Annotated in this window: 11 protein-coding genes and 2 rRNA genes; 3 read left to right on the top strand and 10 right to left on the bottom strand. The window is 67.6% G+C overall.

The features are described from left to right. Nucleotides 1–75 precede the first annotated feature (75 nt). Complete coding sequence (locus J2W45_RS14185; protein ID WP_310133032.1) at nucleotides 76–1,446, top strand: FAD-binding oxidoreductase; 1,371 nt, start codon at nucleotides 76–78, stop codon at nucleotides 1,444–1,446. A 9-nt stretch (nucleotides 1,447–1,455) separates the two neighbouring features. Here J2W45_RS14185 and J2W45_RS14180 read toward each other — a convergent pair whose 3' ends face one another. From J2W45_RS14180 to J2W45_RS14170, 3 genes are all read right to left on the bottom strand, one after another. Next, nucleotides 1,456–2,016 carry a thioesterase family protein gene (locus J2W45_RS14180; protein WP_310135042.1) on the bottom strand — a complete coding sequence of 187 codons (561 nt, stop codon included), beginning with the start codon at nucleotides 2,014–2,016 and terminating at the stop codon, nucleotides 1,456–1,458. Nucleotides 2,017–2,112: 96 nt separating this feature from the next. Then, a complete protein-coding gene (menD, locus tag J2W45_RS14175; protein WP_310133030.1) occupies nucleotides 2,113–3,921 on the bottom strand; it encodes a 2-succinyl-5-enolpyruvyl-6-hydroxy-3-cyclohexene-1-carboxylic-acid synthase in 1,809 nt (602 codons plus the stop codon). After that, nucleotides 3,914–4,270, bottom strand: a complete 357-nt coding sequence (locus J2W45_RS14170) for a PLDc N-terminal domain-containing protein (protein WP_310133027.1) — start codon at nucleotides 4,268–4,270, stop codon at nucleotides 3,914–3,916. Before J2W45_RS14170 ends, menD begins: the two co-directional genes overlap by 8 nt. 42 nt (nucleotides 4,271–4,312) lie before the next feature. On the opposite strand from J2W45_RS14170, the gene J2W45_RS14165 reads away from it, so the two are divergent. Continuing rightward, the gene (locus tag J2W45_RS14165; protein WP_310133025.1) at nucleotides 4,313–4,624 is read left to right on the top strand and encodes a DUF4229 domain-containing protein; all 312 of its coding nucleotides are present in this window, start codon (nucleotides 4,313–4,315) and stop codon (nucleotides 4,622–4,624) included. Here the strand turns inward: J2W45_RS14165 and J2W45_RS14160 are convergent. From J2W45_RS14160 to J2W45_RS14150, 3 genes are read right to left on the bottom strand one after another with little or no spacing between them, the layout of a single operon-like run. After that, on the bottom strand, nucleotides 4,612–5,595 hold the full coding sequence (locus J2W45_RS14160) for a 1,4-dihydroxy-2-naphthoate polyprenyltransferase (RefSeq protein WP_310133024.1): 984 nt from the start codon (nucleotides 5,593–5,595) through the stop codon (nucleotides 4,612–4,614). The two genes, J2W45_RS14165 and J2W45_RS14160, sit on opposite strands and share 13 nt — an antisense overlap. Before the next feature lie 26 nt (nucleotides 5,596–5,621). Continuing rightward, nucleotides 5,622–6,848, bottom strand: a complete 1,227-nt coding sequence (locus J2W45_RS14155) for an AMP-binding protein (protein ID WP_310133021.1) — start codon at nucleotides 6,846–6,848, stop codon at nucleotides 5,622–5,624. 9 nt (nucleotides 6,849–6,857) lie between these two features. Next, nucleotides 6,858–7,769: a 1,4-dihydroxy-2-naphthoyl-CoA synthase gene (locus J2W45_RS14150; RefSeq protein WP_310133018.1), complete on the bottom strand. Its 912-nt coding sequence runs from the start codon at nucleotides 7,767–7,769 to the stop codon at nucleotides 6,858–6,860. Between the two features lie 55 nt (nucleotides 7,770–7,824). On the opposite strand from J2W45_RS14150, the gene J2W45_RS14145 reads away from it, so the two are divergent. Next, nucleotides 7,825–8,817, top strand: a complete 993-nt coding sequence (locus J2W45_RS14145; RefSeq protein ID WP_310133016.1) for an o-succinylbenzoate synthase — start codon at nucleotides 7,825–7,827, stop codon at nucleotides 8,815–8,817. Between the two features lie 2 nt (nucleotides 8,818–8,819). Here the strand turns inward: J2W45_RS14145 and J2W45_RS14140 are convergent, their stop codons facing one another. From J2W45_RS14140 to J2W45_RS14125, 4 genes are all read right to left on the bottom strand, one after another. Next, nucleotides 8,820–9,839 (bottom strand): HAD-IIA family hydrolase, encoded by a 1,020-nt coding sequence (locus J2W45_RS14140; RefSeq protein ID WP_310133013.1) that lies wholly within the window; start codon nucleotides 9,837–9,839, stop codon nucleotides 8,820–8,822. Beyond that, nucleotides 9,814–11,499: a hypothetical protein gene (locus J2W45_RS14135; protein WP_310133011.1), complete on the bottom strand. Its 1,686-nt coding sequence runs from the start codon at nucleotides 11,497–11,499 to the stop codon at nucleotides 9,814–9,816. The genes J2W45_RS14140 and J2W45_RS14135 overlap by 26 nt, the downstream gene beginning before the upstream one ends. A 110-nt stretch (nucleotides 11,500–11,609) precedes the next feature. Then, a 5S ribosomal RNA gene (gene rrf, locus J2W45_RS14130) occupies nucleotides 11,610–11,726 on the bottom strand. 133 nt (nucleotides 11,727–11,859) lie between these two features. Continuing rightward, nucleotides 11,860–14,973 (bottom strand): 23S ribosomal RNA (locus J2W45_RS14125). Nucleotides 14,974–15,097 lie beyond the last annotated feature (124 nt).

The following is a 15,097-nucleotide window of genomic DNA, read 5'->3' as shown; positions in this document are numbered from 1 at the left end:
GCTGACCTTCCGGCGTGCGCATCTCGCCCCCCGAGGCCCTTCCCGCGCGTCGGGGGTCTCCCCTAGATTTCCGCCATGGGAATCGAACTCGACACGTCCGCTGTCGCGCGCCTGCGCGACGCCGTGACCGGAACCGTCTATGTCCGCGGCGACGAGGGGCTCGCCGCCGAAGTCACCTGCTTCAACCCCGCCATCCGGCATGATCCCGACATCGTCGTCGCCGTCTCCGACGAGCAGGATGTGGTGGAGGCCGTGCTCTTCGCCCGCTCGGCCGGCCTGCCGGTCCGCGTCCAGGCCACCGGCCACGGCGCCGAGGCGCCGATCGACGGCGGCATGATCATCACCACGCGCGGCCTCGACGGCCTCACGATCAACGCCGACGCACGGCTCGCCCACATCGACGCGGGGCTCCGCTGGGCGCCGGTCATCGTCGCGGCGGCGGAGCACGGTCTCGCTCCGGTGACCGGGTCGTCCACCAGCGTCGGAGCGGTCGGTTACAGCCTCGGCGGCGGCCTCGGCCCGCTCGCCCGGCGTTACGGCTTCACCTCCGACTGGATCCGCGGCTTCCGCGTCGTCACCGCGGACGGCCGCATCGTCGTGGCCGACCGCGAGACCAACGCCGACCTCTTCTGGGCGCTCCGGGGCGGAAAGGGCGGCCTGGCGGTCGTCACGCGCATGACGCTGGAACTCGTCCCGCTGCGTTCCCTCTACGGAGGGAGCGTCTTCTTCGAGGGCGGCGCGATCGAACCGGCGCTGCGCGCCTGGGTCGACTGGTCCGCCGAGCTGCCGGATGAGGCGACCACCTCCGTCGCACTGCTCACGGTCCCGGATGTGGACGGGCCGCCGCCGCCCCTGCGCGGCCGAACGGTCCTCAGCGTCCGCTTCGCCTTCCCGGGCGACACCGCCGAGGGCGAGCGCCTGTTCGCCCCGATCCGGGATGCGGCCCCCGTCTACCTGGACTTCGTGGCGGAGATGCCCGCCACCGCTGTCGCGAGCATCCACAACGATCCGGAGGAGGGCGGCCCGACCTGGATCCGCGGCTACATGCTCGACACCTTCGATCAGGACGCGGCGGACGTCATCCTGGAACTCGCCGGCCCCGGCTCGGGTTCGCCGTTCCTCGCCGTCGAGCTCCGTCAGCTCGGCGGCGCCACGGCGCGCGACACCGATGACGGCTCGGCGGTGGGCGGTCGCGACAGCGGCTACACGCTCACCCTGCTCGCAGCGGACCCGTCCGTGTTCGCCGACGCGGCCCCCGCCCGCGCGCAGGCGATCGCCGAGGCGCTGCGCGACCGCATCTCGGCCGTCACCAACGTGAACTTCGCCGGCGACCTGGCCGACCGCGCGGCCTTCGAAAGCGGGTGGCCCAGCGATGTCGGCGAACGGTTGACCGCGGCACGCGCTCAGTGGGACCCGGAGAAGGTGTTCGCCTTCGGGCCTTCGTGAGTCGGCGGCTCACTCACTCCAGACGCTGGGCGCCTCGACGCGCGTCGAGGGCAGCCCGGCGTCCGCGCCCCACTGCAGCAGCCACTCCGGCACCGCGACGTCGGTGGGCGACGGACCGACCGCCTCCAGCAGCTCGGCGATCGATACGACGCCCCCCGAGCGCTTCAGGAAGCGTCCCCGGATGAACGCCTGCGTGTAGATCTCGCCGTCGACGGTGAAGCGCTGCTCCACGTAGACCGCCTTCTCGTCGAAGCCGAGGATGCGCGACTCCACGACGAACGGCTGCCACAGCTCCAGAGACTTCCGGAAGGAGATCGTCTCGGAGGCGACCACCGGATACCAGCCGCGGCGCTTGAAGATCGCCCAGACGCCGTTCCGTTGCAGCAGATCGAAGCGCCCGATGTCGGCGATCGACAGGTACACCCCGTTGTTCATGTGCTTGAGGATGTCGAGGTCGGTCGGCAGCACCCGGAAGCGGGTGCGCGCCACATCCCAGTGGCCGAGGCGTGGCCCGAAGCGCGAGAGGATCGCGTGAAGCATCGTCCGGAAGATCATGTGCACGCGGGCAATGGTAGTGATCAGCTCACGGATCGGCGCATTCGTTGTACGCCGTCTCCAACCGAGGCGGCGTCGGGCCGATGCGGCATTGTGCGCACCGCATGACGCTCAGCGCGGGAGCGGCACCTCGAGGATGCTGACGCCGGCGGGCGGCGCGGACAGCGCCTGATCGAGTTCGCCCTTGGTGCGCGCGACGCCGTGGTGCCAGCCGTAGGCGGCGGCGAGGGCGGCGATGTCCACCGAGTGCGGCGTGTACAGCACGCGATCGAACGCCGTCGCCGGCGCGGTGGCGGCGACCTCCAGACCGTCGAAGATGGTCCCGCCGCCGTCGTTGCCGACGACGACCTGGAGGTGCGGATGCGTCTCGCCTACCCCGAGGAGCAGCGATCCCGCGTCGTGCAGCAGGGCGAGGTCGCCGAGCAGCACCCGGGTGACACCCGAGGGCGCGCCGGCCTGTTCGGCCGCCGCTGCGGCGGCGCGGGCGATGCCGGTCGCCGTCGCGATGGTCCCGTCGATCCCCGCGAGACCGCGGTTCGCGTGCACGACGATCTTCTTGCCCGGCACGATCCGGTCGACATCCCGGATCAGGCGGGAGGCGCCCAGCACCAGGCGATCGTGCGGCCAGGTGTACCGCCAGACCGCCTCCGCCAGGATCGTCCGCGTGATCGGCGCGCGCACGGCCGCGAGCTCCGCCTGCGCGAAGGCCAGGGCATCCGCCGGATCGAACGACCGTGCCTTCTCGACATCCGGGGCGACGGCCGCCGGATTCGCCTCCTGCTCGGCCAGTTCGGCGATGCGGCGGCTCGCGAAGACCCAGCGGCCGACCCAGCCGCGCACCTCCGGCGACCGGAGGTCGGTGGATGCGTCGGCGCGGACCCCGCCCACGACCCGCGCCCGGCGAGCCGGGTTGTAGGCCTGCGCCCCCGTCGGCGCCACGACGACGACCTCGACGTCATCGCGGGTCAGCAGAACGGGAACCTCCCGGCTCAGGGTCGGATGGCCGAACACGATGGCGCGCTGGACGGCGCCGCCGAAGTCCTCGTCGCGCAACAGCTCGCGGTACGAGACCACCAGGTTGGGCCCGAAGTGTGCGCCGCTGGAGACCTCCGCGACCAGCGGGAGGCCGGCCTCCCGGGCGAATTCTTCGGCGCGCGGCCCGGCGTCGGCGCCGGCAACCACGACCGACCGCAGGCCCGGCTCGATGGTGACGATGGCACGTCCGAGGGCCTCGGTGCCGGCCGTGGAGGGCAGTGCCCCCGTGATCGGCTCCGGCAGCTCAGGAACCGCCGTCGAGAGCGGCTCCCGGAAGGCCACGTTCAGGTGCACCGGGCCCGGGTCGGCGCTGTCCGCACCGACGGCCGAGCGGACGGCCGTCTCGGCCAGCGCTGCGGCCCGGGCGTCCTCGCCCTCGTCGCCCGCCGGCGCCTCCACATCCTCGGACCAGCGCACGGCCGCCGCGTACAGTCCGTCCTGCTGGGTGGTCTGATTCGAGCGGATGCCGCGCAGCTCCTGGGGGCGGTCTCCGGTGAGGACGATCAGCGGGATGCCCGCCTCGTGCGCTTCGAGCACCGCCGGGTGCAGGTTCGCGGTCGCGGTCCCGCTGGTGGTGATGACGACGGCCGGCGCTCCGGTCTCACGCGCAAGGCCCAGTGCGAGGAATCCCCCGGACCGCTCGTCGATCCGTACGTGGAGACGCGCAGAGCCGGAGCGTTCCAGCTCGGCCGCGACGAGCGCCAGCGCCTGCGACCGCGATCCGGGGCTGACGACGAGGTCGCGCACACCGTTGCGGACCAGGCCGGCGAGGAGGGACAGAGCGAAGTCGGTCGCCGGGTTGCCCGTGGCCCGGCCGGCGAGCGCGGTCGTGCCCGCTTCGGTGGATGCGCCCGTGGCGTCGCCCGCCTGCGGGCGGTCACCCATCCCGGCGGCCGGTCTGGTCGTTGTCGGGACCGTTGTCGTCCAGCTCGGCCAGCTCCTTCTCGAGCTGGCGGATGCGCTCCTCCTGGTCGTGGTCCAGGCGCAGCTTGCCGAGGAACTCCGGGTCGTCGTCAGGCGCGGTCACGCGGCGCCCGACGTCGGATCTGCGGCGTCCGCGTCCGATGAGGAACCAGAGGATCCCGCCGATGACTGGGATCAGGATGATGATGAGCAGCCACACGGGCTTGGGGAGGCCACGCACTCGAGAACGGTCGAACAGGGCGCAGTCTGCCACCGAATAGATGTAGAACACCACGGCTGCGACGCCGAGGGCTATCCAGAGGCGAACCATGGGTCAATCGTAACTCTCAGAGACGGTCTCTAAGCTGGGAGGGTGAAGCGGATTCCCTCTTGGATCACCTACACCGTGCTGCGCCTGCTGGTGTTCGCGGTGCCGCTCGCGATCCTGCTGGTGGTGGGTGTGGTCTGGTGGCTCGCGGTGATCGCCGCCGCCCTCATCGGGCTCTGCCTCTCGTACATCTTCCTGAGCCGTCCCCGCAACGCGGTCTCCTCCGATCTCTACGCCGTCCGCCACCGCGAGACGCCCGCACACTCGGAGGACGACGACGTCGAGGACGCCGCCGTGGACGGTGCGACCGAGGACCGCGACACGGGAACCGGCCGGCGCGACGGTCAGAAGGCGTAGGCGACGCCGAGCGCGATCCCGACGAGCAGGCCGGTGATGCTCGTCAGCTGCAGGGCGGTGATCAGTTCGCGCGGCGTGCGGCCGAACAGCGTGATGACACAGGCCGGTAGCGCCGCCAGGAGCGCGAACATCCCGAACCAGGCGAACGGGTAGAACACCGCGAGCACAGCAAGGATGCCGAACGGCACGAGAAGCAGCACGCAGAACACGATCCGCGACGCGACGCTTCCGAGCAGCACGGCGAGCGTCCGCTTGCGGGCCTGACGGTCGGGCTCGATGTCGCGGATGTTGTTGACCATCAGCACCGCGCAGGCGATGAGCCCCGCGATCACGCCGCCGTACCAGGCCTCCTGGTTGACCGTTCCGGCCAGCATGAAGGTGGTGCCGACCGTGGCGACGAGCCCGAAGAAGACGAAGACGAAGAGTTCGCCGAGCCCGTAATAGCCGTAGGGGCGCTTCCCGCCGGTGTAGAACCAGGCGGCCGCGATCGCAGCGGCGCCGATCAGCAGGACCCACCAGTGCTGGGTGAGGATCACCAGGATGAGACCCGCGACCGCCGCGAGCGCGAAGAACGTGAGGGCCACCGTCAGCACCGCGCGCGGCGCAGCCTTGCCGGAGCCCGTGAGGCGTCCGGGCCCGACCCGGAACTCGTCGGTGCCACGCACCCCGTCGGAGTAGTCGTTGGCGTAGTTGACGCCGATCTGCAGCAGCACCGCCACGGCGAGGCAGAGCAGGGAGCGTACTGGGTGCCAGACGCCGGGACCTTCGGCGATCTTCGCCGCGCCGACGCCGATCAGCACGGGGGCGATGGCCAGCGGAAGCGTGCGCAGGCGCGCCCCAGCGATCCAGTCCGCGGTCGTGGCGGGCTTGACGGCCGCGGCGGCGGCACCCGGACGTCCGCTCCGGCCGCCGCGCGGTCCGCGCGCCGTCGGCGGGATGGTCCGCTGCATGCGTGGCTTGTTCTGACTCATCACAGAGCGAATCGTAACAACATCGGCTATGCCTCCCGGTCCGCGGCGAGCGCCGTCACCGCGATGCGGTCGGGCTTGCCGCTCGATAGCCGCGGCACGCGTGCCACCTCGAGGATGCGATCGGGTGCGGCAGCGCGCCCCAGTCGCTCCGCGACGATCCGGCGCAATTCGGAAACGCCCAGCGACGCTGCCCCCTCCACGACGACGACCGGCACCTGTCCCCATTCGGGATGCGGCACACCGACGACCACCGCGTGGCCGAATCCTGCGACCTCCTGGACCGCCCGCTCCACCGCATCCAGCAGAACTTTCTCGCCGCCCGAGATGATCACGTTGTCCGACCGTCCGAACACCGCGACCTCTCCGTCGGCGCCCACCTCGCCGAGGTCACCCGTCCGGTACCACCGGGTTCCGTCCGCCTCGTGGAAGGCAGCGGCCGTCCGTTCCGGATCGCCGAGGTACCCTTCCGCGAGCACGGGCCCGGAGATCTCGAGGAGTCCGTCGACGGCTCGAACGGTCGTCGTCCCGATCGGCATCCCGTCGTACACGCACCCGCCGGCCGTCTCGCTCGACCCGTATGTCGTCACGATGCGCGCGCCCAGCCGCTCCGCGCGATCGCGCAACGTCGGCGTCAGCGCCTGGCCTCCGACGAGAATGCCGTCGAACGCCCGAAGAGCCGCGCCCACCTCTCGCGACCCCGCCTCGGCGCCCTCCACCAACCGCGCGAGCTGCACGGGCACGAGCGAGGTGTACCGGAGGTCGCCGGTGAGCCGCCGCGCCGCCTCGGCGAAGCGTTCCGCGTCGAAACGCCCTTCGCCGTACAGCACCGGCTCGCTCTCCGCCGCCAGCGACCGGACCAGCACCTGCGCGCCGGCCACGTAGTGCACCGGAAGCGCCAGCAGCCACTGGCCCTGCCCGCCGAGAGCGCCGGCGGAGGCTGCAGCGCTCGCCAACAGCGCGTCCGCCGACAGTGCCACGCGCTTCGGCACACCCGTGGACCCTGACGTCTCGATGATCAGCGCCACGTTCTGCGCCACCGTGTCGCCCTGGCTCGGCCACGTCGTCGCGACGCCGCCGTCGCCTGACCTCTCGTCACCGGCGTCCGCTCCACCGGGCGCGGGGCCACCGGACCCGTTTGCCTGGTGCCGCGCCCGCGGAACCACGGCATCGCCGCTTCCCGTCAGTGCCTCCCGGAGAGCGACGAACACCTCCTCCGGGTGGGAGGCGTCCACGACCCGTACCTCTCGTGACATGCGCCCGCCTCAGTACTGCCAAGGGAACGGCGACCAGTCCGGTTCGCGCTTCTGCAGGAACGCGTCCCGGCCCTCCACCGCCTCGTCCGTTCCATACGCCAGGCGCGTCGCCTCACCCGCGAACACCTGCTGGCCCACCAGCCCGTCGTCCACGGCGTTGAACGCGAACTTCAGCATGCGGATCGCGGTCGGCGACTTGGTGAGGATCTCGTTCGCCCACTCCAGGGCGGTCGTCTCGAGCTCGGCATGCGGCACGACGGCGTTCACCGCCCCCATCTCGTACGCCCGCCGAGCCGAATACTCCCGCGCCAGGAAGAACACCTCGCGGCCGACCTTCTGCCCGACCTGGCGAGCGAAGTACGCCGACCCGTAGCCGGCATCGAAGGAGCCGACGTCGGCGTCCGTCTGCTTGAACCGCCCGTGCTCCTCGCTGGCGATCGTCAGGTCGCACACGACGTGCAGCGAGTGGCCGCCCCCCGCCGCCCATCCCGGAACGACCGCGATGACGACCTTCGGCATGAATCGGATCAGGCGTTGCACCTCGAGGATGTGCAGCCGACCGCTGCGCGCCGCGTCGATGCTCGAGGCGGTCTCCCCTTCGGCGTACTTGTACCCGTCCCGGCCCCGGATGCGCTGGTCGCCGCCGGAGCAGAACGCCCACCCGCCGTCCTTCGGGCTCGGCCCGTTGCCGGTCAGCAGCACCACCCCGATCCGCGGATTCGTGCGTGCGTCCTCCAGCGCGGCGTAGAGCTCGTCGACCGTGCGCGGCCGGAACGCGTTCCGCACCTCGGGCCGGTCGAACGCGACGCGTGCGATGCGCCCGGTGACATCGTGGTGGTAGGTGATGTCGGTGAGATCGCCGAAGCCGGGGACCTCGCGCCACGCGCCGGGATCGAAGAGTTCTGAGACGTCCGCTTGCATGTGTCCAGCCTACGGTTCAGGCACCCGCGCGGCCGGGCCGTGCAACACTTGGTGGATGCTTCCGGAACTCGCCGACCTGTTAGCAACTTCGCGGGTCGTGTCGCTCCCGATGACCACCCGCTTCCGCGGCATCACGGTGCGCGAGGCGGTGCTCTTCGAGGGGCCGCTGGGGTGGACGGAGTTCTCCCCCTTCGTCGAGTACGACGATCGTGAGGCGTCCGCCTGGCTCCACGCCGCCATCGATTTCGGCTGGCGGCGCACCCCGACGGCACTGCGCGATCGCATCCCGGTCAACGCCACCGTCCCGGCGGTCGACGCGGACGATGTCCCGGGCGTGCTCGCCCGCTACAGCGGCGCACGCACGGCGAAGGTCAAGGTGGCGGAGCCGGGTCAGACTCTCGCGGACGACGTCGCCCGGGTCCGCGCGGTCCGAGAGGCGCTCGGACCGGAGGGCCGCGTGCGCATCGACGCCAATGCCCTGTGGAACCTCGACGAGGCCGAGCACGCCATCCACGCCCTCGCCCCGTTCGATCTCGAATACGTCGAGCAGCCGTGTGCAACGGTCGACGAGCTCGCCGAGCTGCGCCGCAGGATCAAGTACATGGGCATCCCCGTCGCGGCGGACGAGAGCGTGCGCAAGGCGACCGATCCGCTCGCGGTGGCGCGGGCGGGCGCGGCGGACCTCCTCGTCGTGAAAGCTCAGCCGCTCGGCGGCATCCACTCCGCGCTGCGGATCGTCGAGGAGGCGGGCCTCCCGGCAGTCGTCTCCAGCGCGATCGACACCTCGGTCGGCATCGCCATGGGCGCGCACCTCGCCGCCGCGCTCCCCGAGCTCGAGTTCGACTGCGGTCTCGGCACCGTAGCGATGTTCGTCGACGACGTCTCGGACGACCCGCTGACTCCGCGCGATGGCGTCATCCCGGTGGTGCGCCCCTCCGTGTCGTCCCGACGGCTGGATGCGCTGCGCGCCGACGATGACCGGACGGCCTGGTGGCTCGACCGCGTCCGGCGCTGCCACCGCATCCTCGAGCGGAACGCCGCGCTCTAGCCTCAGCCGTAAAGACGTTCGGGGACGTTCAGCCCGTAGATCGCGCGGCCCGAGTCCCAGATCGCGGCGCAGGCGGCGCGCAGCAGGTTCAGCGGGTCGGACCCTTCCGCCACGATCTTCACGTCGTTGCCCTCGATCGTGACCGTCGCGTCCCCCACCGTCACCGAGCCGTTCCGTGCGGTCTTCACCGCCGGATACGGTTCGCGGAGGCCGCGGAGGTCGCGCAGGATGTACGTGGGACGCGACTCCGCATCCGCCGACAGCAGCTGCTTGCCGCCGTCGATGCCGGTGAGCACCAGCACCGAGAGGATGCCGGCCCGGTTCGCTCCCAGGATGTCGGTGTCCAGACGGTCACCGATGAAGAGTGGGGTCTGCGCTCCGAACCTCGCCACGGCCTCGTCGAAAATGGCCCGTTCCGGCTTGCCCGCGACCAGCGGCAGCCGGCCGACGGCCGTGTGCACCGCGGAGACGAGCGTTCCGTTGCCGGGCGCGATGCCGCGCGCGACCGGAATGGTCCAGTCGGTGTTCGTCGCAATCCACGGGCGCTCCGCATCCGACCGGCCCTGGAGGGCGAAGGATGCTTCCGCGAGCTGCGCCCAACCGATGTCCGGAGAGAATCCCTGGATGACCGCCGCGGGATCGTCGTCCGCCGAGCGGGTGACCCCGAAGCCGGCCTTCTGCACTTCGTCGACCAGCCCGTCCCCGCCGACGACGAGGATGTTGGCGCCGGCCGGCACATGCTCGGCGAGCAGGCGCACGGCTGCCTGGGGCGACGTGACCACGTCAGACGGTTTCACGGAGAGTCCGAGCTCGCTGAGGTGCTCGGCGACGGACGCATCCGTGCGGGAGGCGTTGTTCGTGATGTAACCGACACGCACGGTTTCCGCTGCAGCATTCAGGCTGTCGACGGCATGCGGGATGGCGTCGGGCCCCTTGTAAACGACACCGTCGAGGTCGGCGAGCACCAGGTCGACGCCGTCCAGCGGCGCCGCACCGTCAGTGTTCCGTCGGAACAGCGCCATCCTGCGCGTCCTCCCCCTCGTCGGTGTCCGCCGCAGCGCTGTCAGCGTCAGCGGCGTCGGTCTCGTCTGGGACGTCGACCTCGTCCGGGACCTCGACCTCGCCCGGGGCCTCGACCTCGTCGGCGTCGGCGAACTCGACCTCTTCCTCGATGACGTCGATCGTCTCCTGCTCGTCGACGGCGTGCGCCTGGTCGAAGGCGGCTTCAGCCCGCGCAGCGCGCTCGCGCCACCGCGCGGCCTGCTCGTCGCGGCCCAGCTCCTCGAGCACCTCGGCGTAGGCGTGGAACAGGTCCGCGCTGTAGCTGAAGGCCCGATCCGGGTCGAGCTGCGGGATCTCGAGCTCAGCGAGCGCGGCCTCCGGCTGGCCCAGATCGAGGCGCGCGCCGGACATCGCGATGGCAAGGGATACCTGCACATCGGGCGACAGGGTCGAGCGGTCGACGGACCGCCCGAGCTCGAGCGCTCGATCGGGACGGCCCACTCCGCGCTCGCTGTCGACCATCAGGGGCAGCTGGTCGTTCGACCCGGAGATGCGCCGATACGTCCGCAGCTCGCGCAGGGCCAGCGCGAAGTCGCCGATGGCGTACGCCGTGATCGCCAGTGTCTCGCGAACCACGGCGACACGACCGGCTCGCCGGGATGCGGACACCGCGTGGCGGTGAGCAGCCTCGGGATCGGTATCGATCAGCCGGGCGGCCATGACGAGGTGCTTCGCGACCCAGTCCGCGTTGTCCTTGCTCAGTGTCTTGAGCTCGACGCGAGCCTCACCCGGGAGGTCGCGCGCCTGGACGTCCTCGGGGATGTCCGGGTCGTCGTGGCGAGGACGGATCGACTGCAGCTCGCGGGCGCGCTGCGCCTCCGCGTCCAGCTGCCGGTCGCCGTCGCGGGCGTCACGGTCACCACGCGCCGGTCGGCCGTCACGGGTCCAGAGCTTCTCGTCGCGAGCGGGCCGGTCGCGGCGACCGTCGCCCCCCTGGTAGCGGGATGCGCCACCGCGGGACTCAGCGCCGTCACGGCGGCCGTACCCACCACGCTGCTCCGCACCGCGCGAGTCGTCGCGCCCACGGTAGCCGTCGCGCGGGGCGCTCGACCTCCGGTCGCCGTCCCCGCTCGGACGGTAGCCTCCGGAGCGCTCGGGACGACCCTGGCCGCTGCGACCCCTTTCGCCGCCGGCGCGGTAGCCGCCCTCACGGTCACGGTCTCCACCCGGGCGACCCTTCCACGGCGCACCGCTGCCGGATCGATCCCGCGAGGCACCGCCCGTACGTGGACGGTCGCCGCCTTCGTCGCGACGCGGGCGGTCACGCCAGTTGCCGTCGGTGCGCGGACGGTCCTGCCGACCACTCTCCGTGCGCGGACGGTCGTACCGACCACCTTCCGTGCGCGGACGGTCGTACCGACTACCTTCCGTGCGCGGACGGTCGTACCGATTACCGTCTGTGCGTGGGCGGTCGTATCGGCCGCCGTCGGTACGCGGGCGGTCGCCGGCGTCGTCGCGGCGCGGTCGGTCGCGCCAGTTGCCGTCGCGAGGCGAGCTCTTCCGCTCGCCATTGCCGGATGCGCGTCGCTGGCTGTCGCCGGATCGCGCGGGCCGCCCGGGCTGTTGCCTGCGGGCGGGACGCTCGCTGCTCGCGTTGTCGTCTGCCGGTGTGTCGCTCACGGCGTCTCCTGTCGGTCTCGGCGGGTCGTGGCCAGCCTATGCGTGGTGCGGCGTTCGACCCCGTTAACGCGAAATGGCCACCCATCACTGGGTGGCCATCTCACAAAGAAGTCCGGCGGTGTCCTACTCTCCCACAGGGTCCCCCCTGCAGTACCATCGGCGCAGAGAGTCTTAGCTTCCGGGTTCGGAATGTAACCGGGCGTTTCCCTCTCGCTATGGCCGCCGAAACACTATTGATGTATCAAAGTGAACGTCGAGCGTTAGCTCGAATCAGTTCTCGACCGTACATCGAGAACCACATAGTGGACGCGAACAATCTTGGCCCCTCATAGCTGCCTTACAACGTTTATGAGAGTGGTGATTATCAAGTTATCGGCTTATTAGTACCGGTCAGCTCCATGGGTCTTTAGTCCCCACTTCCACATCCGGCCTATCAACCCAGTAGTCTAGCTGGGAGCCTCTCGCCCGAAGGCATGGAAATCTCATCTTGAGGCCGGCTTCCCGCTTAGATGCTTTCAGCGGTTATCCATCCCGAACGTAGCTAACCAGCGGTGCTCTTGGCAGAACAACTGGCACACCAGAGGTTCGTCCAACCCGGTCCTCTCGTACTAGGGTCAGATCCTCTCAAATTTCCTACGCGCGCAGCGGATAGGGACCGAACTGTCTCACGACGTTCTAAACCCAGCTCGCGTACCGCTTTAATGGGCGAACAGCCCAACCCTTGGGACCTACTCCAGCCCCAGGATGCGACGAGCCGACATCGAGGTGCCAAACCATGCCGTCGATATGGACTCTTGGGCAAGATCAGCCTGTTATCCCCGAGGTACCTTTTATCCGTTGAGCGACAGCGCTTCCACAAGCCACTGCCGGATCACTAGTCCCGACTTTCGTCCCTGCTCGACTTGTCAGTCTCACAGTCAAGCTCCCTTGTGCACTTACACTCGACACCTGATTGCCAACCAGGTTGAGGGAACCTTTGGGCGCCTCCGTTACTTTTTGGGAGGCAACCGCCCCAGTTAAACTACCCACCAGGCACTGTCCCTGAACCGGATTACGGTTCTAAGTTAGATATCCAGAGTGACCAGAGTGGTATTTCAACAATGACTCCACCGACACTGGCGTGCCGGCTTCAAAGTCTCCCACCTATCCTACACAAGCCACACCGAACACCAATACCAAGCTGTAGTAAAGGTCACGGGGTCTTTCCGTCCTGCTGCGCGTAACGAGCATCTTTACTCGTAGTGCAATTTCGCCGAGTTCGCGGTTGAGACAGCTGGGAAGTCGTTACGCCATTCGTGCAGGTCGGAACTTACCCGACAAGGAATTTCGCTACCTTAGGATGGTTATAGTTACCACCGCCGTTTACTGGGGCTTAAATTCTGAGCTTCGCCGAAGCTAACCCTTCCTCTTAACCTTCCAGCACCGGGCAGGCGTCAGTCCGTATACATCGTCTTGCGACTTGGCACGGACCTGTGTTTTTAGTAAACAGTCGCTTCCCACTGGTCTCTGCGGCCTTCAAACGCTCCCGGAGCAAGTCCGTTCACGCCTCAGGCCCCCCTTCTCCCGAAGTTACGGGGGCATTTTGCCGAGTTCCTTAACCACGATTCTCTCGATCTCCTTGGTATTCTCTACCTGACCACCTGAGTCGGTTTGGGGTACGGGCGGCTGGAACCTCGCGTCGATGCTTTTCTCGGCAGCATAGGATCACCCATTTCGTCAATGAAGACTACGCATCGTGCCTGGGCCTATGCGAGAGACGGATTTGCCTATCTCTCGGCTTACACACTTACACCGGGACAACCATCGCCCGGCTGGGCTACCTTCCTGCGTCACACCTGTTAATACGCTAGCCGCACCAGCATGGGGTCGAGCGTTAGGCCCGGACCTTCACCCCGAAGGGATCCGTGTCCAGGATTAGGACTCTTAGCACCACTGGATTAGCTTGGGCGGTTCTTCGCCGGTACGGGAATATCAACCCGTTGTCCATCGACTACGCCTGTCGGCCTCGCCTTAGGTCCCGACTTACCCAGGGCGGATTAGCCTGGCCCTGGAACCCTTGGTCTTTCGGAGGACGGGTTTCTCACCCGTCTTTCGCTACTCATGCCTGCATTCTCACTCGTGTGGCGTCCACGGCTGGTTTACACCGCCGCTTCACTCGCCACACGACGCTCTCCTACCCATCAACACGGCTGGACCACGAAAGCCTACCAATAATGTCAATGCCACAACTTCGGTGGCGTGCTTGAGCCCCGTTACATTGTCGGCGCGGAATCACTTGACCAGTGAGCTATTACGCACTCTTTCAAGGGTGGCTGCTTCTAAGCCAACCTCCTGGTTGTCTGTGCAACTCCACATCCTTTCCCACTTAGCACGCGCTTAGGGACCTTAGTTGGTGGTCTGGGTTGTTTCCCTCTCGACGATGAAGCTTATCCCCCACCGTCTCACTGCTGCGCTCTCACTTACCGGCATTCGGAGTTTGGCTGACGTCAGTAACCTTTTGGGGCCCATCGGCCATCCAGTAGCTCTACCTCCGGCAAGAAACACGCAACGCTGCACCTAAATGCATTTCGGAGAGAACCAGCTATCACGAAGTTTGATTGGCCTTTCACCCCTATCCACAGCTCATCCCCTCAGTTTTCAACCTAAGTGGGTTCGGTCCTCCACGACGTCTTACCGTCGCTTCAACCTGGCCATGGATAGATCACTTCGCTTCGGGTCTAGGACATGCGACTGAATCGCCCTATTCAGACTCGCTTTCGCTACGGCTACCCCTCACGGGTTAACCTCGCCACATATCGCTAACTCGCAGGCTCATTCTTCAAAAGGCACGCTGTCACCCCTACAAGGAGGCTCCAACGGTTTGTAAGCAAACGGTTTCAGGTACTATTTCACTCCCCTCCCGGGGTACTTTTCACCTTTCCCTCACGGTACTTGTCCGCTATCGGTCATCTGGGAGTATTTAGGCTTATCAGGTGGTCCTGACAGATTCACACGGGATTTCTCGGGCCCCGTGCTACTTGGGATACTCTTCGCGCCATTGGACCATTTCGGTTACGGGGCTGGCACCCTCTGTGGCTGGCCTTTCAATGCCATTCACCTATGATCCTTTGTAACGCTCGCTGTTCGGCAGAAGCAGCAGAAAAGTCCCACAACCCCGACCATGCAACGCCTGCCGGCTATCACACATGATCGGTTTAGCCTCTTCCGGTTTCGCTCGCCACTACTAACGGAATCGCTTTTGCTTTCTCTTCCTGTGGGTACTGAGATGTTTCACTTCCCCACGTTCCCTCTACCCGCCCTATATATTCAGGCGGGAGTCACTGGGTCACCCAAAGGGCCCAGCGGGGTTTCCCCATTCGGAAATCCTCGGATCAAAGTTCGTTTATCAACTCCCCGAGGCTTATCGCAGATTACTACGTCCTTCTTCGGCTCCAGATGCCAAGGCATCCACCGTTTGCTCTTAGAAACTTGAAATCACATGAGTTTGAATCGATCGGCGTCTCATCTGCCGAAGCAGACTTTGACGCAGATTGACCAATGATCTAATCAGTACTCGAAAATACTGTGATCATCTTTTGTGATCCGAACCCGAAGGTTC

Source organism: Leifsonia shinshuensis, from assembly GCF_031456835.1.
In the GTDB taxonomy this organism is placed as follows: domain Bacteria; phylum Actinomycetota; class Actinomycetes; order Actinomycetales; family Microbacteriaceae; genus Leifsonia; species Leifsonia shinshuensis_C.
Note: the sequence above shows the minus strand (reverse complement) of the source record. Positions and strands in the feature narration are given on the sequence as shown.